The organism is Candidatus Microthrix parvicella Bio17-1 (assembly GCF_000299415.1).
In the GTDB taxonomy this organism is placed as follows: domain Bacteria; phylum Actinomycetota; class Acidimicrobiia; order Acidimicrobiales; family Microtrichaceae; genus Microthrix; species Microthrix parvicella.
The window spans coordinates 332213-353560 of the sequence record NZ_AMPG01000003.1; the positions used below are offsets into that span (position 1 = coordinate 332213).

At 66.2% G+C, this 21348-nt stretch carries 17 protein-coding genes and 1 pseudogene; 15 read left to right on the forward strand and 3 right to left on the reverse strand.

Annotated features, from left to right (window positions below; translation table 11 throughout):
- The first annotated feature begins 36 nt into the window (after positions 1–36).
- The 10 genes from MPARV_RS25655 to MPARV_RS25665 all read left to right on the forward strand — a co-directional run bounded on the left by MPARV_RS25655 (position 37) and on the right by MPARV_RS25665 (position 11592).
- Complete coding sequence (locus tag MPARV_RS25655) at positions 37–228, forward strand: hypothetical protein (RefSeq protein ID WP_020378847.1); 192 nt, start codon at positions 37–39, stop codon at positions 226–228.
- 247 nt (positions 229–475) lie between these two features.
- Positions 476–1039, forward strand: coding sequence for a hypothetical protein (locus MPARV_RS0114825; RefSeq protein WP_020378849.1), 564 nt, complete (start codon positions 476–478; stop codon positions 1037–1039).
- Between the two features lie 575 nt (positions 1040–1614).
- Positions 1615–2271 carry a hypothetical protein gene (locus tag MPARV_RS0114830; protein ID WP_157789660.1) on the forward strand — a complete coding sequence of 219 codons (657 nt, stop codon included), beginning with the start codon at positions 1615–1617 and terminating at the stop codon, positions 2269–2271.
- A 100-nt stretch (positions 2272–2371) separates the two neighbouring features.
- Positions 2372–3256 (forward strand): DUF1295 domain-containing protein, encoded by an 885-nt coding sequence (locus tag MPARV_RS0114835; protein ID WP_020378851.1) that lies wholly within the window; start codon positions 2372–2374, stop codon positions 3254–3256.
- A complete protein-coding gene (locus tag MPARV_RS0114840) occupies positions 3253–4035 on the forward strand; it encodes an inositol monophosphatase family protein (protein WP_020378852.1) in 783 nt (260 codons plus the stop codon). Before MPARV_RS0114835 ends, MPARV_RS0114840 begins: the two co-directional genes overlap by 4 nt.
- A gap of 233 nt (positions 4036–4268) precedes the next feature.
- Positions 4269–6068 carry a ricin-type beta-trefoil lectin domain protein gene (locus MPARV_RS0114845; protein ID WP_081582333.1) on the forward strand — a complete coding sequence of 600 codons (1800 nt, stop codon included), beginning with the start codon at positions 4269–4271 and terminating at the stop codon, positions 6066–6068.
- A 25-nt stretch (positions 6069–6093) separates the two neighbouring features.
- A complete protein-coding gene (locus MPARV_RS0114850) occupies positions 6094–7311 on the forward strand; it encodes an IS4 family transposase (RefSeq protein WP_012231293.1) in 1218 nt (405 codons plus the stop codon).
- Positions 7312–7496: 185 nt separating this feature from the next.
- Positions 7497–9812: a ricin-type beta-trefoil lectin domain protein gene (locus MPARV_RS0114855; protein ID WP_274517216.1), complete on the forward strand. Its 2316-nt coding sequence runs from the start codon at positions 7497–7499 to the stop codon at positions 9810–9812.
- Positions 9809–11116 carry a prepilin-type N-terminal cleavage/methylation domain-containing protein gene (locus MPARV_RS25660; protein WP_020378856.1) on the forward strand — a complete coding sequence of 436 codons (1308 nt, stop codon included), beginning with the start codon at positions 9809–9811 and terminating at the stop codon, positions 11114–11116. The genes MPARV_RS0114855 and MPARV_RS25660 overlap by 4 nt, the downstream gene beginning before the upstream one ends.
- Entirely contained in the window at positions 11116–11592 is a 477-nt protein-coding gene (locus MPARV_RS25665) for a hypothetical protein (RefSeq protein WP_020378857.1), read from the forward strand. Before MPARV_RS25660 ends, MPARV_RS25665 begins: the two co-directional genes overlap by 1 nt.
- A gap of 378 nt (positions 11593–11970) precedes the next feature.
- On the opposite strand, the pseudogene MPARV_RS26140 reads toward MPARV_RS25665, so the two are convergent.
- A pseudogene (locus MPARV_RS26140) lies at positions 11971–12453 on the reverse strand (DUF1206 domain-containing protein); the annotation flags it as partial.
- Between MPARV_RS26140 and MPARV_RS0114890 the strand changes: the two are divergent.
- From MPARV_RS0114890 to MPARV_RS0114910, 5 genes are all read left to right on the forward strand, one after another.
- Positions 12452–13582, forward strand: a complete 1131-nt coding sequence (locus MPARV_RS0114890; protein ID WP_020378862.1) for a hydroxyacid dehydrogenase — start codon at positions 12452–12454, stop codon at positions 13580–13582. The pseudogene MPARV_RS26140 and the gene MPARV_RS0114890 overlap by 2 nt on opposite strands.
- The gene (locus tag MPARV_RS0114895; RefSeq protein WP_020378863.1) at positions 13579–14538 is read left to right on the forward strand and encodes a beta/alpha barrel domain-containing protein; all 960 of its coding nucleotides are present in this window, start codon (positions 13579–13581) and stop codon (positions 14536–14538) included. Before MPARV_RS0114890 ends, MPARV_RS0114895 begins: the two co-directional genes overlap by 4 nt.
- Before the next feature lie 80 nt (positions 14539–14618).
- Entirely contained in the window at positions 14619–15029 is a 411-nt protein-coding gene (locus MPARV_RS0114900) for an LmrA/YxaF family transcription factor (RefSeq protein WP_020378864.1), read from the forward strand.
- A 31-nt stretch (positions 15030–15060) separates the two neighbouring features.
- Complete coding sequence (locus MPARV_RS0114905; RefSeq protein ID WP_020378865.1) at positions 15061–16512, forward strand: oxidoreductase; 1452 nt, start codon at positions 15061–15063, stop codon at positions 16510–16512.
- Positions 16509–17324, forward strand: coding sequence for a sugar phosphate isomerase/epimerase family protein (locus MPARV_RS0114910; RefSeq protein WP_020378866.1), 816 nt, complete (start codon positions 16509–16511; stop codon positions 17322–17324). Before MPARV_RS0114905 ends, MPARV_RS0114910 begins: the two co-directional genes overlap by 4 nt.
- 168 nt (positions 17325–17492) lie before the next feature.
- On the opposite strand, the gene MPARV_RS0114915 is transcribed toward MPARV_RS0114910, so the two are convergent.
- Both MPARV_RS0114915 and MPARV_RS0114920 read right to left on the reverse strand, forming a co-directional pair.
- Entirely contained in the window at positions 17493–19166 is a 1674-nt protein-coding gene (locus MPARV_RS0114915) for a DNA repair helicase XPB (RefSeq protein ID WP_012223606.1), read from the reverse strand.
- Positions 19163–21340 (reverse strand): helicase-associated domain-containing protein, encoded by a 2178-nt coding sequence (locus MPARV_RS0114920; RefSeq protein ID WP_020378867.1) that lies wholly within the window; start codon positions 21338–21340, stop codon positions 19163–19165. Before MPARV_RS0114920 ends, MPARV_RS0114915 begins: the two co-directional genes overlap by 4 nt.
- Positions 21341–21348 lie beyond the last annotated feature (8 nt).

The window sequence follows — 21348 nt, forward strand, 5'->3', positions numbered from 1 at the left end:
GTGTCTACGCATATGACTCCACGCTGACGGTCACGGATGCGTCGATCCGATCCGGTGCTGGCGGTGCGGGTGGTAGAGGAAGAGATGCCCGCCCTGGCGACGCTGGCGGCGATGGTGGCCACTCTGGGGAGACGAACAGAGGCGAGGGCGGTGGCGGCGGAGGTGGTGGTGCCGGTGGTGGTGGCGGCGGCGGTGCTGGCGGTGGTGAAGGGGGACCATCCATCCTGATTTACGTTCGCAAGCAGAGGTCCACAAGTGTGCCAACTTCGTCAGCACTTCCGGCACCAGGCGCCCAAGGACCAGGTGGATCGGGTGGGTCACCAGGTGCACGAGGCCTTGGCGGCACCGGTGGCACGGGGGATGGCTCCGACGCTTGGCCCGACGAGATTGCCAAAGCCGATGACGGGGCAGGTGGTGGGGTCGGCGCACGTGGGGGCGGTGGAGATGCAGGGTTTTCCGAAAAGGTGCTCATCCAATGATTCGCCAGATGAAGCGAAATCAGTGGCGACGCCGCGTGGCTGGTGCGCGTAAGGGTGCTGGCTTTTCAACGATTTCCATTGCCTTTGTGTTGCTCGCTTTGACCATCCCAATGGTGATGATTGCGGAGTCAACCTTGGTTGCCGCCCGCCAAGCGACCGGCAACGCTCTGGGGCAGGAAAACCTTCGCGCCATTGACGGTGCTATGTCCGAGGTGATCGCCGAAGTGCGTCTTGATCCAGAGGCAGCCAAGACCGGAGGGGGCTGTCAAGGAAGCCCGCATCCTGCGACAGTAGTTTTCGAACGCGATCAGTTGCGCCCTTCCCAGAGCACACTTGACCTTGATATCAACTGCTCCATTCACAAAGTAGGTTCGGCCGGTCGGATTCTTGACTTCGAAGCGATGGTTGGGACTTCCAAGCTTGGTGAGGCGAGGGTTCGGTACGTGGATCGATTTGGGTCTGACCCAGAGCCTGGTTTTGAAATGCTGGTCTGTGATTGGCAGCTAGGTAACAACGACAAACCGTTGGCAGAGTGTCCCGCCGTTCCCGCCGGGCCCTAGATCAGTCCACGGTGAACTCGGAAAGACCGGTGATCAATGACTGAAGACCAGTCCAACCTACATTCCTGTGGCACTGAACCGAGTGTTCACTTGGTCACGGGTAACCCCTTGCTCTCGCGTTCGACGGACCTTTATCGGCAGAAGCTTGCCGAGGCTGGCGTAGAGGATGCGGAACACGCAGTTCCACCTGCTCTCCGGCCGGTGGGGCGAACTTCGGTCCACGTCGTCGCTCACCCAGCGGAGTTCCAGTGTGGGTGTCATGCGTGCCGCGCTCGGGACGCTGGATCAGCTCAGCCTCTCTATCGACCCGACTTCTACGAGTTCCTCACCGAACCGTTCACCGACAACGAACGACACCGCTTTGGACTCGGTTTGTCGCCGGAAACCTGGGCGGAGCGCGTCTCGGCTGAGGTGAGCGGGAGACGCGATGTCGGCTCGGCCGAGCTTGTACGAAAACGATGCCTGCCATAGCGGCGAAGTGGGAACTTGGACGCTCGGATGGACAGTCACCGTGATACTGAATATTCTTCGAGTTCGGTTTTGGCTCCCTGCGCTTCCTTCAGAATGGACACCACATGAACAACCTCCAAACGGATCCATCGACAGAGCAGAGCGGCCCGACCGTACACGTGGTGATGGGGGATCCGCTGTTGTCGCGTTCAGCGGAGATCTACCGGGAAAGGCTGGCCGAGGCCGGCGTGGAGGGCGCAGAACGCGCAGTTCCGCCTGCTCTTCGGCCGGTGGGGCGAACTTCGTTCCACGTCGTGATGTCACCCACCGGTGAGCCGGTCGGGGTGATGCGTGCCGCTCTCGGGACGCTGGATCAGCTCAGCCTCGGCGAGTTGATCGATCCTGACAAGCGGCCACACGGGTTGGTCTGTGAATGCCCGCTGATCGCTGTTGAGGCAGGCGCACCGGAGGGCACCACCGAGCTGCTGTACCGCTCGGTCTACGTGTTTGCTCGTCGTCACGGCGCCGAGCATCTGGTCGCCTCGGTCGACCCCATGACCCTGGGCATCTTCAGGGATGAGTACGGCATCAAGTTTCGGGCTCTGGGACCGGTCAAGACGTTTTTGGGTTTCGACTCGATGGCAGTCGGTGAAGAATTGACGATCCTCGAGAGCGGCCTGCGCATCTACCGGCCCGACTTCTACGACTTCCTCACCGAGCCCTTCACCGACAACGAACGTCAGCGGTTTGGTCTCGGCGCCCGAGCGACCGCCTCGGCCTGAACGGAGGACCGGGGAGCCCGTAGGGATAGGGTCCAGACTGCACGGGTCACCCGAACCGAAGGTTTGACGAGATGACGCCTGACGAGAGAAGAGCCCGCTGATGGGGGCCGTGTCCACCGCCAGCGCCATTGCGGTCATCGTGTTGATGTTCGTCATGTGGGTGGCGTCGGTGTTTCTCTCCGACGTCAGCATCGTCGACCTGGTGTGGGGCCTGGCGTTCGTCCTCGTCGCCCACACTGCACGCGCGGTGGTCGACCCCAACCCCCGGATCGATCTGCTGACTGCGCTGGTCACCATCTGGGGTTTCCGCCTGTCCGGCTACCTGCTGTGGCGTAACTGGGGCACCGGCGAGGACAAGCGCTACGTGGCCATGCGCAAGCACTACGGCGACAAGTTCTGGTGGTTCAGCCTGGTCCAGACATTCGGCCTTCAGGGTGCGCTGGTGCTGATCGTGTCGCTGCCGGTGCAGTTGACCGCCGCCGGCGACGACGTGACGTTGGGCTGGGTTGCCTGGCTGGGTGCGGCGATTTGGCTCGTGGGCTTCACCTTTGAAACGGTGGGCGACGCCCAGCTGGCCCGCTTCAAGGCCAAGCCGGAGAACGAGGGTCAGGTGATGGACCGCGGCCTGTGGCGCTACACCCGGCACCCCAACTACTTCGGCGACTTCACCGTGTGGTGGGGGCTGTTCCTCGTGTCGCTGGCTGCCGGCGGTTGGTGGGGCATCGTCGGGCCGATCGTGATGAGCGTGTTTCTGCTGCGGGTGTCGGGCGTGACCATGCTGGAGCGGACGATCACCAAGCGTCGGCCCGGCTACGCCGACTACATCGCCCGCACGTCCACCTTCTTTCCCATGCCCCCCAAGTCGCTGCCAAGCGACGCCGCAACGCACGGCAAGGATGACGACACCGGAGACTTTGACACGGAGAGCTTTGTTGCCGAGGCTCCACCTGCCAAGCCCGACACAAGCAAGGACTCGCCCACATGAGCACCACACCCCCCGCAGACCCCGAACTGCTGGCGGCGGCCCGCCGCTTCGCCCAGGAGGCCGGCGCGTTGACGCTGGACTGGTTCCGCGGCAGCGACCTGAACCTGGAGCACAAGGGCGACGGCACGCCGGTGACCGCGGCCGACAAGGCGTCTGAGGCACGGCTTCGCTTGCTGATCGGCGACTTCGCGCCCGATGACACGATTTTGGGTGAGGAGGAGGGCCTGTCGACGGGCAGCAGCGGCCGCCGCTGGATCATCGACCCAATCGACGGCACCAAGGCCTTCACCCGCGGGGTTCCGCTGTACTCCACGCTGGTGGCGGTGGAGGATGAGCACGGGCCTGCGGTCGGCGTGATCGAGTTACCGGCCTTGGGCCAACGAGTGTTCGCTGGACGCGGATTGGGCTGCTTCGTCGCGGACGCCCGCGGCGAACGACCGGCCCGGGTGAGTGCCACCGACACTGTGGGTTCGGCGATGCTGACCACCAGCGGGTTCGGGTCGTGGAGCACCGAACAGGTGGTTGCCGTTCACGGCTGCGGCGCGTTGCTGCGCACCTGGGGTGATGGATATGGCTACGCCATGGTGGCCACCGGGGTGGCGGACGCGATGGTCGACCCGATCGTCGCCGAATGGGACGTGGCCCCGATGTCGATCATCCTCACCGAGGCCGGCGGACGGTTTACCGCGCTCGACGGCACCGAGGGCGCCGACCGGGGCAGCGGGCTGGGCACCAACGGCCTGATCCACGACTATTTAATGGCGGTGCTCCCCCACTGAGTCGGCCACCTGAGGGGTGATTCCCCGGGCCCCAGCCATCGGGGCGTTCATGAAGAATCTCGGCGGCGGAGAACACCTGGCCCAATGTGAATGTGACCTCACACTCGCTGGTCGTTGAATGTTCACTACGACGCCCGTGAGTGTTCTGGTGTGCCTAGCATTCAAGTGAACGCGTGTGTACTGTGCGTGAATTCGGACACAGACACGGCGGATCGCTGCCGCCGAGGGGCCTCATGAAATTGTTGCGTAATTGGACCTCGTCACGCGCGCGCCGGCTGGCCGCACCCGGACGCCGCCGCCCCGTAGGCCGCTCGCGTCGTGGTCAGGCGGCGTACACGCTGATCGAAGCGCTCGTCTCGGTGGCGATCACCTCGATCGTGGTCGTCGGGTTGCTGGGGGGCGTCATGACCGCCCTGAAGGGGAGTGCGCTGCAACGACGCGCAGCCACATCCGAGGTGGTGCTTCGCAACTTCTCCGAAGCGTTCTCCGACGCGCCCTACGTTGCGTGTGGAACCGGGGATGAGTACCTCAAGGCGGTCAAGGCGGCCAACGGGATCGATGAGGCCGACGACCTCGATGTCGATGGGTCCACCATCGACATCACCAAGGTCTCCTTTTGGAACGAAGGCTCCACCAACCCCGCCACTTTCAATGACAATTGCGCAAACGCCGGTGACGACACCGGCATTCAGAAGGTCGAGTACTCGGTCTCAACAGCCAATGATGCTGGGCAAGACGTTCGGAAGCTGTCGATCCTGAAGCGCTTTGACGGCACGCTGTCGGATCTCTACGAGCAGGTGCCGGCTGGGGCCGTGCGGTGCAACGTCACCGCAGATAGGGACACGTTCATCGACGAGAACGAGCCGGGGAAGAACCACGGAGGCGAGGTCTCCATGGACGTCGCCGGAACGCCGGGGTCCCAGCGCCAGGGTCTCGTGCATTTCGACCTACGTCCCGACGCCGCCCAGTGTGACGATGGCAAGCTGGTCCCGGTCGGTATGTCGGTGCGCTCTGTCGAGATGCGGCTGTATACCTGGCAGGTGAGCGGGAGCCCCGACTGCGCCACGGCCTGCAAGCACACCCTGAGTCGTGTGACCAAGGGCTGGGACAAAGACGACGAGGACACGATGACGTGGGGGTCAGACCTGGAGGTGGACCCCGGCGGAGCTATCCCGTTCAAGCACGGCACGGGCTCTGGCGACCTCAGCCCCCGGCACCAGATCATCACCGATGTCAACCTGCTCAATCAGGTTTCGCTGTATTATCAGGCGCCGCCCGAGAACAACCGTGGCTGGCTCATTGAGCAGGATTGCGGAGCCTCTGGAGCGGATTGCGAATCTCCGGCGCCTGGATTTCGGATGCGGACCCGCGAGTGGCCGAATGCCTCCCAGCGTCCGACGCTGTCGATCGTGTTTCAACCCAACTACGACCCTGGCATGCAGCTGCAGAACGTGCGATACGCCACCTGCGCCTCGATCGACAACGGTGGTGTTGACGGACGCCGAGACATCGTTTCGATCGGCTGTGCCGGGCGCCCCGACCAACTGTGGCTCCACACGCCCGGCTCGGCCTCCGGTGAGGGACAATTCGAGACGATCACGGGCCTGGGCTGCATCCAGCCCAATGACTCAAACTCCGACTCCAGCGTTCAGACCTGTGACAACGGTCGATCCAACCAAAGGTGGGAGATCGCTGGCAGGGCGATCAAGAACCAGGGCGACCCCAGCCGATGTCTGGTCGCTACCTCGCAGAAGCTTGGAAGCGCCGTGGGTGTCCAGGCGTGCAATGGCTCAACGGAACAACAATGGATCTTTGGACCGCCGGTTACCTCAACGTCGATCCAAGCGGTGCGCCTGACTGCGCTTGGCAGCGATGGCAAGCCGACGGGTAGCTGCGCCGATGTTGAGGTCCGCCGAGGAAACGAACCCTACGACAGGTTCGCGTATGAATACCGTCCATCGCAGACGTTTCCGTGCCTGGGACCGACGCGAAAGGCGCAGCAGTGGGACCTAGGGCCAATACCGTCCAGTTAGGGTCACATTGGTGTAGTTTGGGTGGATGCCACGTGCTGGACAGTTGAAGCCCGAGTCGGATCGTCGTTTGTCGGATTTGGTGTCGGTGGGGGTGTTGATGAGGGCGTTCCCGCCAGATGCTGTTGATCGGGTGATCTTGGAGGCGGGTGCGAAGGAGCAACGCCACCGGGCGTTACCGGCGTGGGTGATGGCCTATTACTCGATGGGCATGGCCCTCTACGCGGACGGCTCGTATGTGGATGTGTTGGCGTTGTTGACCGACGGGTTGTCGTGGACTTCGGGGTGGGAGGACGCCTGGAAGTTGCCGACGAAGTCGGCGATCTCCCAGGCCCGTCAACGTCTTGGGTCCGCGCCGGTGGAGCAGTTGTTCCGTCAGGTGACCGGCCCGCTCGCAACGGTTGATACGCCGGGGTCGTTTTTGGCTGGCCGTCGTTTGGTCGCGATTGATGGGACCACGTTCGATCTTGATGACAGCCCGGCCAACGACGGGTTCTTTGGGCGGCCGGGGGTGAACAAAGGCGAACGGTCCGCGTTCCCCCAGGCCCGGGTTGTTGCGGTCGCTGAGTGTGGCACCCACGCGATGTTCGACGCGGAGATCGGTGTGTACTCGGCTGGTGAACGCGAACTGGCCGGGCCGTTGATCGACCGGCTGGCCCCGGACATGATGCTGCTCGCAGATCGCGGTTTCTACAGTGCTGCGTTGTGGCAACAGGCCGCATCGACCGGTGCGGATCTGTTGTGGCGGGTCTCGAAATCGATCAAACCCCGCCCGGTTGAGGAACTCTGCGACGGGTCGTGGGTCGTGGAGATCCGCCCACCGAAAACCCCTGGGATCAGCCGGGGCAAGGCGTTCCGGGTTCGGCTGATCGATTACACCGTCGACAACCATACCGGCCAAGAACCCTCGGAGATCCGGCTGTTCACCACCGTGATGGACCCGGGCGACATCGGAGCCCAAGAACTCGCTGTGGCGTACACCCAACGATGGGAGATCGAAACAGCTTTCGACGAGTTGAAAACCCATCAGCGCGGAGCGAGGGTGGTCCTCCGGTCGAGGTCGCCGGACATGGTCCACCAAGAGATCTGGGGGCACCTGTGTTGCCACTACGCCATCAGAACGTTGATGTGTGAAGCCGCCCACCACGCCGGCCGAGACCCGGACCGGGTCTCTTTCGTTGCTGCCATCAACATCGCTCGTGCCACCATCGCTCAACCGGGCGACTTTCCCCCCTCAGCACACTGAAAGCCGCTGGACCCAAGCAATCCGCAGGCTCGCCCACCGGCTCAACCCGCCCCGACGGCTCCGCACCAACCCACGGGTCGTCAAACGCAAATACGTCAGCTGGCACGTCAAACGCGTCCGCCACGCACTCTGGCCCCAACCCGACGGCCCACCCCTCATCACCATCCTCCCTTAACTGGACGGTATTGGACCTAGGGCCCGACGGGCGGATGGTCAACCGCCAGTTCCCCGCCGCATGTTTGGGCTACCGGGCGTCCGGAAGCCTTGTGACCGCCGAGCAATGCGCGCAGGGCAGCGGGCAGCTGTGGGCGATCGAGGGAAACCAGATTCGCAACATCCATGAAGACAGGTGCATCCAGGCGGGTGACGGTCGACAAGTTCTGGTGTTGGCCACCTGCAACTCGAACGCCGCTGGCCAAGCCTGGTTGTTGGAACCGGCTGACTCCCCGGCATCCGTTACCCCGGTGCAGTTGCGCAACAACCTGAATGGCGACTGCCTTGAACCCGACGGCGCAGTCACCGAAGGACGGTGGATGTGGACCTACGAGTGCGGCGGGCTCGATCGCTCTGGCCAGGCGTTCATCCATACCAACACCGACGAGATGGTGTCGTTGGCCAACCCTGCGATGTGCCTCACCCGGGACGGTGCGTTGATGGTGAGGGAGTGCGCCTCAATTTACGGGGCCAAAGCCGGCCGACAGCTCTGGAAGATCACCGAGTTGAGCCAGCTCCAGTTGTCGGGATCCAACTGCGTTCAGGGCAACGGCAACCTGCAACGTCTCACCCTGGTTGGCTGTGCCACGGACCAGAACAACGTCGACCCGGCCCAGCAGTGGAGCTCCGAGATACTCGGCACGACCACCTCGGTGCGCCGCCAGATGCGCAACCTCGACAGTGGAAGCTGTGCCGACCTGCAGATCAATGTCAACGCCATCGCCTGGCCGTGCAGCGGGGCGGAGCGGGCCATTCAGGGGGTGTTGCTGGCGAAGGTCGGCAACGAGTACGAGGTCCGTTCGGCCGCCAACCCCGGCCAGTGCCTCGACGTACGGAACGGCGGCAACGAGAACGCGGCGGTGCGTCCGATCGGCTGCAACTACGGCGTCTATCAGCGCTGGACGTTGTCGGAAGACGGCCAGCTGAAGACCTCGTCGCCCCAAGGCCGATGTTTGCAGGGTGGCTTGGACAACGCACCGTTGTTGATGAAGACCTGCGACTCCAATGCCAGCACCAATGCTGCGCAACGCTGGGAGTTTAAGGACGCGACCGACACCCGGCAGCTGCGTCAGATTGGAAATGTGAAGAGCGGTAGCTGCCTCGATGTGCTCGGTACGGTGACGAAGGGCCAGGCCTACACCGGCCTGCCGTGTTCCGGTGCGGATCGCCCGAACCAGGCGTTCGTGCAGCTGAACAATGGTGCGTTCGCCTCGGCATCCTCCGACCCCAACCTGTGCGTCGACGGCGGCGGCAAGAACGGTGACGCACTACTGGCCTGGGACTGCAAGAGCCCGGCGGATAATCAGGAGTGGAGGGTTGACGGTTCGCTGTTCAGGCAAGGCGACTCCGGTCGATGCGCCGAGTTCAACCCCGGTTCGAACCTTTCCAGCGTGCAGACGTGTGACTCCACCAGGCAGTACCAAGCTTGGGCGGTCGAGGATGTTTCCGGCACCCCCTCCAGCACGTTGCAGTTCCGAAACGCCGACAATGGCTGCCTGGACATTGCAGGTACAACCCGAGCCTCATACTCCAATAACGACCCACTGGTCGTCATGCCGTGCCTGGGTTCCGCCCGCACCAACCAGTCGTTCCGGCTGATGAGTAACGGCATGATCCGCTCCACCGGCACTCCGGGCCAGTGTGTCGACGCGGCTTCAACCGGCCCGTTGCTGTACCCCTGCGCCGACAACAACCCCAACCAACGTTGGAAGCTGGACGGTGGTCGGATCATGAACGTGACTGCCGCTGGAGTATCACGGGGCGTGTGCATCCGGGGCGGTCTTGATGGGGCCCGGGCCATCACAACGAACTGCTCGACTTCCGGCGACCAGCAGTGGGTGGCCGAAGCCCACGGGCTCAACACGCGGCCCAATACGGTCGGGCGGTTGCGTACGCCGGGCGACAACTTGTGTCTCCAAACCGAGGCGCTCCAGGGCAACGGATCGCTGCGGGTGCAGGGTGGACCGTGTTCGTCCAGCGGCAAGCCGCAACAGCGTTTCGTTCGGCTCAATACCGGGCAGTTTCGCCCCGTTGCCAACCTCGGGTTCTGCCTGAACGCCAACGGCAATAGTGACGGTGCGGTGCCCAATACGATCGCCTGCCCGATCGGCAGCAGCAATACGGCCCTGGAATGGGTGATCGACTCCAACGGGTGGCTGAGCAGCGTCAACAGCAACCTCTGCATCGAGGCGCCAGGGCCCGGATGGCTCGCCCGTCAACGTGCGTGCGCTGTCGAGCCCATCAAGGCCAACCAACAATGGGCCTTTGAAGTGGAGGCGGGGCTGTGATCGTTCGGGGCGTGTACAAGCGGCGTAGGGGCCAGTCCGGGTTGACGCTGATCGAACTGTTGGTGGCGATGGCGGTTACCACCATCATCTTCGGCGGGTTGGGCGGGGCATTGATCATCCTCATGCGCACGCCGCCGGAGACCGTCGCAAACCTGACCAGTTCCGCCTCGGCGTTTCAAACCGGCTCGATGTTTGCCGATGACATCCAATCGGCCGGACCAGAAACCGGCGAGCTGGCGGTCACCCGTGGAACGCCAGGGTGTGGCGGTGGCCCGAGCTTGGTTCGGGCGGTGAGCCGGGAAGGCGGCGACGTTCAGGTGCGCAGCTACTCCGTATCAACCAACAAGGACACGCTCGAACGACGGGTGTGCACTGGGTCCGACCAGGCGGACGCGTTGGCGCAGAACCCGTCCGTCGGCACGGTGGTGCGGGACCTCGATCCGGGCGTCGAGCCGGAGGTCAACTGCCGGGCCTCGGCGGTCGCCAACACAGCGCCGACCACGCCAGACGGCGACTACCAATGTCGGTTGGTGTCGATGACGGTGACGACCGCCGCCAACCTGAAGTTCACGGTTGAGGGCCGGCGAAATACCGTGCAGACGCCGCTTGAGTCGGGGGCCCCACCAAAGCAGCAGTGCACCTTGAACGCCAGCGCCGACACCTACATCTCCACCCAGCCCAGAAAGAGAGATGATCCGAAGTATTACGGAACTGACGTGGAGTTCGTCGTTCAGGGTTCCGGCAAGAAGACCGGGTTCATGAGGATCGATCTGCTGTCTCCCTGCCGGGGCGAGGACGAGCCCAGACTCCTTCCGGGCGGCAAGAGCATCACCTCGGCTGAGTTGTCGCTGAACCTGACGGACTCGCACGACAAGCCGTCGACCCCCTCCAGCTTCCGATTGACAACGGTTCCCCCGGCGTTTCGGTGGAGTGAATACACGTTGGACGAGAACGGCGTCGATGGATGTACTCAGATGTCTGCGATGCCGGACATGAAGCCCGACGATCCGCCACTCCCATTGGCGACCAACTTGCCGTGTGGCAGCAACTCCAATGCAGATTGGTTCGGAACCTTCAGCATTGGTCCCGGTGGGTTAAGTGGTCTCGGGAACAATCCCGTGAACGTGAAGGTCTCCGTGCTTGGCACCGTGCAACGTTGGTACACTGGGACCATGCCGAACAACGGCTGGGCTCTCGACCGTGACGTGGACGAGGGCGGCGATCGTCGGGTTGGTGGGTGGCGCTTCGGTTCCAAGGAACGCAACTCGCTTGGGCCCCAGCTCGTCGTGAAGTGGGGGGACTGATGAACGTGTCCAGTGTGTTCCGTCATCGGTTGCACGAGCGCAGGGGCCAGCGGGGCAGCTCGCTCATTCTGGTCATGTCGATCATGGTCATCGGGATGCTCTCGGTGGTCGCATTGATGAGCTACACGACGGTCAGCCTTCGCAGCGCTTCGGCGTATCGCACCTCGACCGAGCGGTTGCAGGCCGCTTCCGACGCGGTTGACGTGGCAGTCGCTGAAATCCGCGAGGACCGAACTGAGGGGTCCGTTGGCTCGACGCCGGTGGAGGTCGTCTATGACAGCGCGACAGCCAAGTGCACGGCCGAGGCGGGCAGCGGGGCCGCCAACCCAGGCGGTGGTTTTGACGATCGCACGGTTCGCTGCACGGGGAGCTACTCCGGCAAAGACCTGTTGCGAACCCGGGTGCAGTTTGTGGACCTCAACGGAACCGAACCGGGCGCCGTGGCTCAAGAACTCGAGCGCCGCGTCGGCTCGTAGACGGCCCCCGAGGTTCAGTCGCGAAGCTCGCGGTACTTCAGCGACACGACGCAGAAGAGTCCGTAGCCGATCAGCGCCAGGCCGGCGAGGGCCACCAGCACGAAGCCCCACGAGGTGACCGACACCTTGCGCAGACCCTGATCGAAGCCGACGGCGTTGTCGGGGGTCGGCGGTGACCGCCGCCCACATCGAGAACACCGCCACCAGCCCCACCACGAAGGCCCGTCCGATCCAACCGACGGTACCCAGTCGGGTGATCAGCTTGCGGCGACGTGGGTCGCAGCCATCCAGGTCGAGATGCTTCAGAAACTTGTGTTCCCAGCCCTTGTAGGCCCGGTACCCGGCGACTCCGAGGGCGATCGCTCCGGCGACGAACACGACGATGCGGCCGGGGGTGGATGACAACAGCCCCTTCGACAGCCGCTCGATGCCGCCGCCGTTGTCGGCGCTCATGCCCAGCGCCGCCCGCGTGGCCGTGAACGCCAGCCCGGCGTAGATCACCATGGTGCCCGCACCACTCAGCCGCTTGAACCACGACTTGGCGTCGGTGTCGCGAATCAGCGCCAGGGCCAGTGCCTGCCATACGACCAGTGCGACCAAACCGACCGCCAGCGCACCGATCACAATCCGGCCATACGGCTGGTCGGCCAACGCGACCACCGCACCCTTGGAGGAGGCCTCGTCGGCCGAGTCCTTCTGGAAGCTGATCAACAGCACGGTCCAGCCCATGAACGCATAGACGAAACCCCGGGCGAGCCAGCCTGCCTTGGGCAGCCACTCGGCCCACGGGTGTTCATCAAGCTTCTCGTTGGTCTTGTCGGCGACGTCGTCGAGTTTGTCGGTGTCATCAACGGGCGCCATGACCACAGCCAGTACCCGCTTGGGGACCAGCGCAAACGGCGCCGCGGCGCCGTTGTCGGTCGGGCGGGGTTGGGCTGGGCTGTGGCAGGCTTCGTCGGTCGACAGGGGAGGCTGGACGGTGGCCAAACGAGGGAACGCCGCGCTGCTGATGTGGCCGGGCGTGGACGAGATGCTGCTGACGCCGCAGGTGCGTCAGGCGCTCGCCGAGGTGGTGACGCTGGTCGACGATGCGCCGATCGACGTGATGGGTGCGCCGGCGGCCGACCTGGAGTCGGTCGAGGTGCTGATCGGTGGCTGGGGTGCCGCTGCGTTGGACGCCGCCGCCCTCGACCGCCTGCCGTCGCTGCGCCTGCTGGCCTACGCCGCCGGCACGGTGAAGGGCGTGGTCACCGACGAGCTGTGGGCCCGGGGCGTGGTGGTGTCGTCGGCCGCTGCGGCCAACGCGGTACCGGTGGCCGAGTTCACCTTCGCCACCATCGTGATGATTGCCAAGGACGTCTTCCGGGTGCGCGACACCTACCGGGAGGTGCGGGGCGAACAGCCGGTGATGGGCACCGGACCCTGTGGCCCGCTGGGCACCTACGGCATGAAGGTGGGCGTGTTCGGTGCCTCCAAGATCGGCCGCATGGTGCTGGAGCGACTGCGCAGCCTGGACGTGGAGGTCGGACTCCACGACCCGTTCGTCGAGGTCGACGAGGCCGCCGCCCTGGGTGCGACCCGGATGGGGCTCGACGAAATGTGCGCCTGGGCCGACATCGTCACCGTGCACGCACCCGAGCTACCCGCCACCCGGCACCTGATCGACGCAGAACGATTGGCGCTGATGCGCGACGGTGCCTGGCTGATCAACACCGCCCGGGGGTCGATCGTCGACACCGCCGCGCTGGAGGCCGAGTGCGCGTCGGGTCGCCTGTCGTGCTTCATCGATACCCCCGACCCCGAACCGTTGCCGCCCACCTCGCCGTTGTGGGACCTGCCCAACGCGGTGCTGACCCCGCACATCGCCGGGTCGATGGGCAACGAGGTGGCCCGCATGGGCCGCCTGGCCGTCGACGAGGTGGAACGGTTCATGGCCGGTCAACCGCTCTGCCACGAGGTGCGAGCCGAGGACTTGGACCTCCTGGCGTGAGCGACCAACTGGTGCCTCTCCGCTTGCCGCCGGTGGTGCCCGGCCGTCGAATCGTCGGCTACTCGGCGGTGCTGTTGCCCCACACCGACACGGCCGAGGTCGACTGGGACGGGTTCGAGTCACTGCTGGGGCGCACCCTCGGCGCCGGGCTGATCCCGGCGGTCAACATGGACACCGGGTACGTGCAACTGCTGACCGAGGCCGACCGGACCCGGGTGCTGACGGTGGCGGTCTCGCTGGCCGGCGCCGGAGGGTTCGCCGCAGGCGCGTTCGTGGCCGACGGCGAGGGCGACGCCTACGACCACGACGCCTACGCCCGGGCGATGGCCGAGGTGTCCGAAGCCGGCGGAACGCCCGTGTTGTTTCCCTCGTGGGGGCTGGCCGCCCTCGACGAGGCCGAGTGGGTGGCAGCCCAGGAGCGGCTGGGCTCCGGCGTCGACCGGTTCATCGCGTTTGAGCTGGGCGACATGTTTGTGCCCTACGGCCGGATCTACTCACTTGACGCCTACCGGGGGCTGATGGGCATCCCGAGCTGCATTGGCGCCAAGCACAGCTCGCTGTCGCGCCAGGCCGAGTGGGCCCGGTTGGCCCTGCGCAACGAGGTGCGCAGCGACTTCTCGGTGTTCACCGGCAACGACCTGGCGATCGACATGGTGCGCTATGGCTCGGACTACCTGCTGGGGCTGTCGGCGTTCGCCCCCGACGCGTTCGCCGAACGCGACCGCCGGTGGGCCGCTGAGGAATCGTCGTTTGACGAGCTCAACGACCTGTTGCAGTACCTGGGGTTTTTCGCGTTCCGCCCGCCGGTGCCCGGCTATCGCCACGACGCCGCGATGTTCCTGAAGCTGCGGGGCTGGATCGACAGCGACGCCACGCCGGTCGGGGCGCCGCAGCGCCCCGACGCCGACCGTGAGGTGCTGGCCGACATCGCCGGTCGGCTGGCCGCGATGGTCTGAGCGTTCCGTCAGTTAGCCGATACCGTTGAACGCGGCATCGACCTCTGCGTCTCGGGCACGCAACGCCTTGCGTTCCTCGTATGGAAGCGCCGCTTCCCAGGCCGCTGCTGTATCGGCCTGCGCCCCTCTTCTTCGGTGATGACGCGTCCGATCTGGTCGGCGCCACCGAGACGTTCTTCGCCGGTGCCGCCTGGACGCTGACCGAGTCAGACTTTGCCGACGCATGCCCGATCGCCACCGTCGCGCTCGAGGTGGCCTCGACCAACGACGACCTGCGTCGCTCCGCAGCGGCCGTGTTTGACGACTGGGTGCGGCGAGCGGCCGCCAGGTTTGTTCAGCACGGCATCGGCGAGGCCGACGCGCCCGGGCTCGCTCGGGTGGTGATCATGTTGCTGGAGGGAGCGTTTGTCTTGAGCCGAACCACCCGCTCGACCATTCCGTTGGACGACGCGGGCAGGGTCGCAGCGGCGGAGGTGCGGCGTCTGCTGTAAGAGTGGCGGGGCACGTACCGAACGGGGGCGAATGACCGGCATCAAACAGATCAAGCGACTCACCACGATCGACGAGTTCGCGCAGCGGTTGACCGAGCTGGGCATCGACGACCTCGTGGGAGTGGACGCCGAGGTTGAGCCCGACGGTGCGTTGGCCCAGCCGTTCACCGTGACCGACGCATCGGCGGGCGACCTGGCGGTGGGCAACCGGTTCTGCGCGTTGCCGATGGAGGGCTGGGACGGCACCACCGATGGAGCGCCCACCGAGCTGGTCGCCCGGCGCTGGCGGCGCTTCGGCGAGAGCGGCGCCAAGCTGGTGTGGGGCGGCGAGGCGGTGGCCGTGCACCCCGACGGGCGGGCCAACCCCCACCAGCTGATCAGTGGCGATGCGACCATCGCGGCGATCGCCGGGTTGCGTGAAGGGCTGGAGACTGCACACAGGGAGGCGATGGGTGGCGCCGACGACCTGGTGGTGGGGTTGCAACTGACCCACTCCGGACGGTGGTCGCGCCCCGAGGGCGAACCGCTGCCCCAAACCGCTCATCTCCACCCCGAACTGGATCGTCGCCAGGGGATCGGCGCCGCCGAGGTGTTGTCCGACGACCAACTGGACGAACTGGTGGGGTACTTCGTGGCCGCCGCGGTACGGGCCCAAGACGCGTGTTTCGATTTCGTCGACGTGAAGCACTGCCACGGCTACCTGCTGCACGAGCTGCTGACCGGCGTCGACCGTCCCGGTCGCTACGGCGGCGACTTTGAGGGCCGCACCCGGTTCCTCCGGGAGGTGGTGGCGGGCATCCGCAGCGAGGCGCCCGGCCTGGCAATCGGGGTGCGGCTTTCCGCCTATGACCTGGGCCCCTACGAGGGCGACGCCGACGGCATCGGGGTGCCGTCGCCGGGTGCGGCGCCGGGCGCCAACTTCGGCGGGGACGACACCGGCACGGGCCTCGACCTGACCGAGACCCACCGGTTCCTCGGCCTGTGCGGCGAGCTGGGGATCGGCATGGTGTGCCTGACCGCCGGCAGTCCGTACTACAACCCGCACGCGCAGCGGCCCGCCTACTTCCCGCCCTCCGACGGCTATGCCCCTCCCCGCGACCCGCTGATCGACGCGGCGGTCATGGTGGACGCGGCTGCGCGGTTGACCTGTGCCCATCCCGACCTCACTTTCGTCGGCAGCGGCTACTCGTACTTCCAGCAGTGGCTGGGCCACGTCGCCCAGCACCAGGTGCGCACCGGAGCGATCACCTCGGTGGGCATCGGCCGCAACATGTTGAGCTACCCGTGGATGCCCGCCGACCTGCTTGCCGGTGAGGAGCTGCGCACCCGGCTGGTGTGCCGCACGTTCAGCGACTGCACCACCGGCCCCCGCAACGGGCTGATCTCGGGCTGTTACCCGCTGGACGAGTACTACAAGGCGTTGCCCGAACGCCGCGAGCTGGTGGCGATCAAACGTCGGGCCGGCCGAAAGGTGCGGAGATGACCCCCTCGTTGAAGTCCGGCATGTGTTCGATCACGATGCGCCACCTGGGCGCCGACCAGGTGGTCGCCCTGGCCGTGCGGGCCGAGCTTGCGGGGATCGAATGGGGCGCCGACGGGCACGTGCCTCCCGGCGAGACCGGGGTGGCCGAGGCGGTGGCCCGGCGCTGCGCCGACGCCGGGGTGGCCATCACCAGCTACGGCACCTACCTGGGCATGGCGCCCTTCGACGATCCCGACTTGCCGCCAGACGAGCTGGGCGCAGCGCTCGATTCGGCCGAGGCGCTCGGTGCCCCGCTCATGCGGGTGTGGACGGCGTTTGGCGTCGAGAGCGACGCACGCGAGGCCGACCGGACGGCGGTGATCGCCACGACCGCCGCCATCGTCGAGGCGGCCGCCCGGCGTCGCCTGGGTGTGGCGCTGGAGTTCCACCCCGGCACGCTCACCCACACGGCCGCCGGTGCCCGGATCGTGCTCGAAGGCTGTGCTTTGAAGGGTGGCAACGATCCGTTGCGCACCCACTGGCAACCCGACCCTGCGCTCACCCAGGCCGAGGCGCTGGGCGAGCTGGAGTCTGTGGCCGACTCACTGGCCCACCTGCACGTGTTCACCTGGGGCCCTGGCGGCATCGCCGACCGTCATCCGCTGTCCGACGGCGCCGAGCTGTGGCTGCCCGCCCTGGCCGTTGCCGCCGAGGCTCCGCCGCTGTCCGGTGATCTGCCTCGATACGCGCTGCTGGAGTACGTCGCCGACGACGATTCCGCGCAGCTCGTCACCGACGCCGCGACCCTCAACGCCTGGATCGGCCAGATCTAGCTGTACCCGGCATCGGCCAGATGGTGCCGACGTGTGGAGCCGAGATGTGGAGCCGAGGTGTGGAGCCGAGGTGTGGAGCCGAGGTGTGGAGCCGAGGTGTGGAGGTGTGCCGGTCAGTTTCACCGGCACACCTCCACACCTCCCGGTAGCCGCCCAGGAACGCGCTGGCTAGGCGGCGTCGACGATGGTGTAGGTGTAGCCCTGCTCGGCGAGGAACCTCTGACGGTTGAGGGCAAAGCTCTGCTCGACGGTTTCGGCCGCGACGATGGTGTAGAACTCGGCCGAGCCGCCCTCGGCTTTGGGGCGCATGATGCGACCGAGGCGCTGGGCCTCCTCCTGGCGGGAGCCGAACTGCCCGGAGATCTGGATGGCCACGTTGGCCTCGGGCAGGTCGATCGAGAAGTTGGCAACCTTGGACACGATCAGCACGTCGATCTCTCCGGAGCGGAATGCCTCGAAACGCTCGTCGCGTACCTTCTGGGAGGTTTTACCGGTGATCAGCGGGGCGCCGAGCCGCTCGGCGACCGTGGCCAACTGATCGAGGAACTGGCCGATCACCAGAATCCGGTCGCCCTTGTGGCGTTCCATCAGCGCGTCGAGTGCCACCAGCTTGGACGGCGTGGTGGCCGCCAGGCGGTGCCGCTCGGCGGGCTCGGCCACCGCGTAGGTCATGCGCTGCTCGTCGGTGAGGTTCACCCGAACCTCGGTGCAACTGGCGGGTGCCACCCAACCCATCGCCTCCAACTCCTTCCACGGAGCATCGAAACGCTTGGGGCCGATCAGGCTGAAGACATCGCTCTCCTTGCCGTCCTCCCGCACGAGGGTGGCGGTCAGCCCGAGACGACGGATGGCCTGGATGCGCGCGGTCGCCCGAAACACCGGCGCCGGCAGCAGGTGCACCTCGTCGTAAATCACCAGCCCCCAGCCGCGCTCGTCGAACAGCTTCAGGTGCGGGTGTCGATCGAACATGTCGGCATCGGCACCCATGCCACGCTTGGCCCAGGTGAGCACCTGATAGGTGGCGATGGTGACTGGACGGATCTCCTTGGAGTCGCCCGAATACTCGCCGATCTGATCGTCGGTCAGGTTGGTCTTGGCCAGCAGCTCGCGGCGCCACTGATGTGCCGAGCTGATCGAGGTCACGACGATCAGCGTGTGGGTGCCGGCGGTGGCAATGGCTGCCAGTCCGATGATTGTCTTGCCCGCACCGCAGGGCAGCGCCAGCACGCCGTTGCCGCCCTCATCGTGGCCCTGGGCCCACCAGGCCGCCAACGCATCCGCCTGGTACGAGCGAAGTTCGGCGGTGAGCTCGGCCCCCTCCAAGCGGGCACCCCGTTCGTATCCGGCCTCATCGGCGGCAGGCCAACCAAGCCGGATCAGCGCCTGCTTGAGCACGCCGCGGTCGCCTGCGCGCACCGCGAACCGGTTGCCGTCCAGACGGTCGCCCAGCAGCTCGGCCACCTGCTTGTCGCGGCTGACCTCCTCGAGCAGTGCCGGTTCGGCCGAGGTGAGGGCAAGGGCGGCGGTGTCGTGGTCACGCACCAGCCTGAGCCGCCCGTAGCGACTCATCTGATCGTGCACCTCGGCCAGCACCGACGGTGCCACCGGATACTTCGCCAGGTCGGTGATCGTGGCGGCCACATCGCCCGAACTCAGCCCGGCCACCGCGGCGTTCCACAGCGACAGCGGGGTGATGCGGTAGGTGTGGATGTGTTCGGGTGCCTTCTCCAGCTCGGCAAACCGGGCCAACTGGGAGCGGGCCTCCTCGAAGCGAGGAGAGGCGACCTCGGCGAGCACGGACAGGTCGCCCTGCACGATCAGAGGGTTGGTCGGGTCGGTCATCGGTGTGTCCCTTTGGCAGCAGCCATGGTGATGGTCTCGACGAGCGCCTTGTCGTAGCCAATCGGTTTGGGTGCCGGTAGCTTGGCCTTGGGGTCGGGCTGATCGACCACCCAGCCGGCGGCGGCATCGCTCACGGGGAGCGGCAACGTGCCACCTTCGGGATGGTCGGCGGCACCGTGGGCACTGCCCGGTGGATGGAGCACGGTCTCGGTTGCGTTGGCGACCGAGGAGGCCAGCACGATCCCCTTCGTCGCCAACACGTCGCGCACCCTGGAGGCGGCGAGCGGGGAGGTGGCCACGCCCGGGGCGACCACCGTGAGCTTGGCGGTCTTGTGGCGAGCTGCATCGGTGATGACCACCGGGTCGGCCGCCGTGATCACGCAACCCACCTCCGTCACGGTCACCGGTGACACCGACCCCATGGCATCGCCGACAAAGCGCAGCACGGCGTCGGGTATCGGCACCGAGGAGCCCTCGCTGAGAAACGCCTGCACCTCCTCGGGGCTTGTGGTGGGAGCCGCCTGGGCCAGCCGCCGGGCGGAGAGCCGCCAGACCGAGGCGCCTCCCTCGCTTTCCAGGTCGGCGTATCGCATCAGGGTGGCGGCGACGTCGGGGGCCAGGTCCGGCGGCGCCATCACCGAATGATCCGGCTGCACCAAGAACGTGCGGGCCCCACCGCCAAGCAGCTGGTTGACCGCGTCGGCTCCGACGATCGCGGCCCGTCCGGCAGCGGTCAGGCCGGGCACCTCCGGATCGCCGATCAGGCCCAGCGACGCTGCCGCCACCAGCTGACCCTTCAGCTCGTTGACGTCGCTCAGCGCCAGATGACGGCGGGTGGCGAACGCAACGAAGTCGTCGACCGCGATGGCCTCGCCATCGGGGAGGGATGCCAGGACCGACATGGTGACCGACCGCTTGACCGAGTTGGCATAGGCGTCCTCGTCCCGACCCCCTCCGAGCCAATGGTCGACGATGCTGAGCCAACGGGTGCCCACGTCCAGCTGTCCGAAGGCGGCGAGTCGACGTGGGTTCGCCAGCCACTGCACCGGCCGCTCCACCTTGCGCCCTCGGCCGCGTGCGGGCAGTGCTCGGGCGTAGATCAAGCCAAGATCTGCGGCGAGGCCGCCCAACAGCACGCCGAGTTCCTTGGGGATTGCGGTGGCCTTGGCCGCGCTGCGCCAGGTGGAAACCGGTGCCCGACGGTCGCCCGACTTTTTGCCCTCCACCGGGTGGTCGCCCAGGTAGGCCACCACGTCGCCGAGTTGCGCCACCACCCTGGTGGGCGCGGTGGGCGTCTCGTGCACGGGACTGCCATCGATGACCGGCGGGGGCACGAGCGCCGGACCCAGGGAGAGGCCTTGGGTGTGCGCTACGTCCAGGTACAACCACAGCTGATCGCCCCAGCCGTGCGAGGTGCTGATCAGCGCCCGTTCGATCAGCTCACCGACGGGCGTGGACACGCTGCGCCCGGAGAAGGCGGTGACGAGGTCTCGGGAGGCGGCCCAGTAGTCCCGCGACTCTTCCCGTACCAGTCGGTCGAGGGGGACGTACCCGGCCGGCTCGTCGGTATCGGCGAACCCGTAGCGATCCACGGTGGTCAGCTCGACGATGCGTTCGAACATGCGGCGCGCCTCGGGGCCGGCGGTCGACAGCGAGTGGGCCACCGCGTCCGGGTCGCGCAGCGCCTGCTGCAACGCCTCGGCCCGCTCGGCCTTGGTGAGGCCGGGCTTGATGCCCATGCGACGGCATGCGGTGGCCAGCCGATTGGTGTTGATCGACGACGCATCGTCCTCAAACATGGGCAGTGCCATGGGTATGTACCGGGCGATGTCCGAGTGCGATCGCAGTTGGCCGTCCTTCAGATGGGCCAAGCCGGCGATCACCAGGTTGGATGCCTCGGCGTCGACCAACTCGGGCGGCATGTCAGGGGCCTCGGCCAGAGCCAGCTCCCGGGTGACGCCCCGGTGAAACCTGTCGAGTTGCAGCAGCCTGAGCCCCAAGGGGCTGAGGCACGGAAACAGCTGGTTGAACCCGCAGACATGATGAAAGGGAACGATGCGGTTGGGGAGGTGCTCGGTGGCCCGGAGCGAGTCGGCGACCACGGGGAACGCCCGCAATGCGGCGGCGATGTCGACGTCGGTGGGAGGGTTGGTGAGGTTCCACGGGGTCGACATCGACCGTC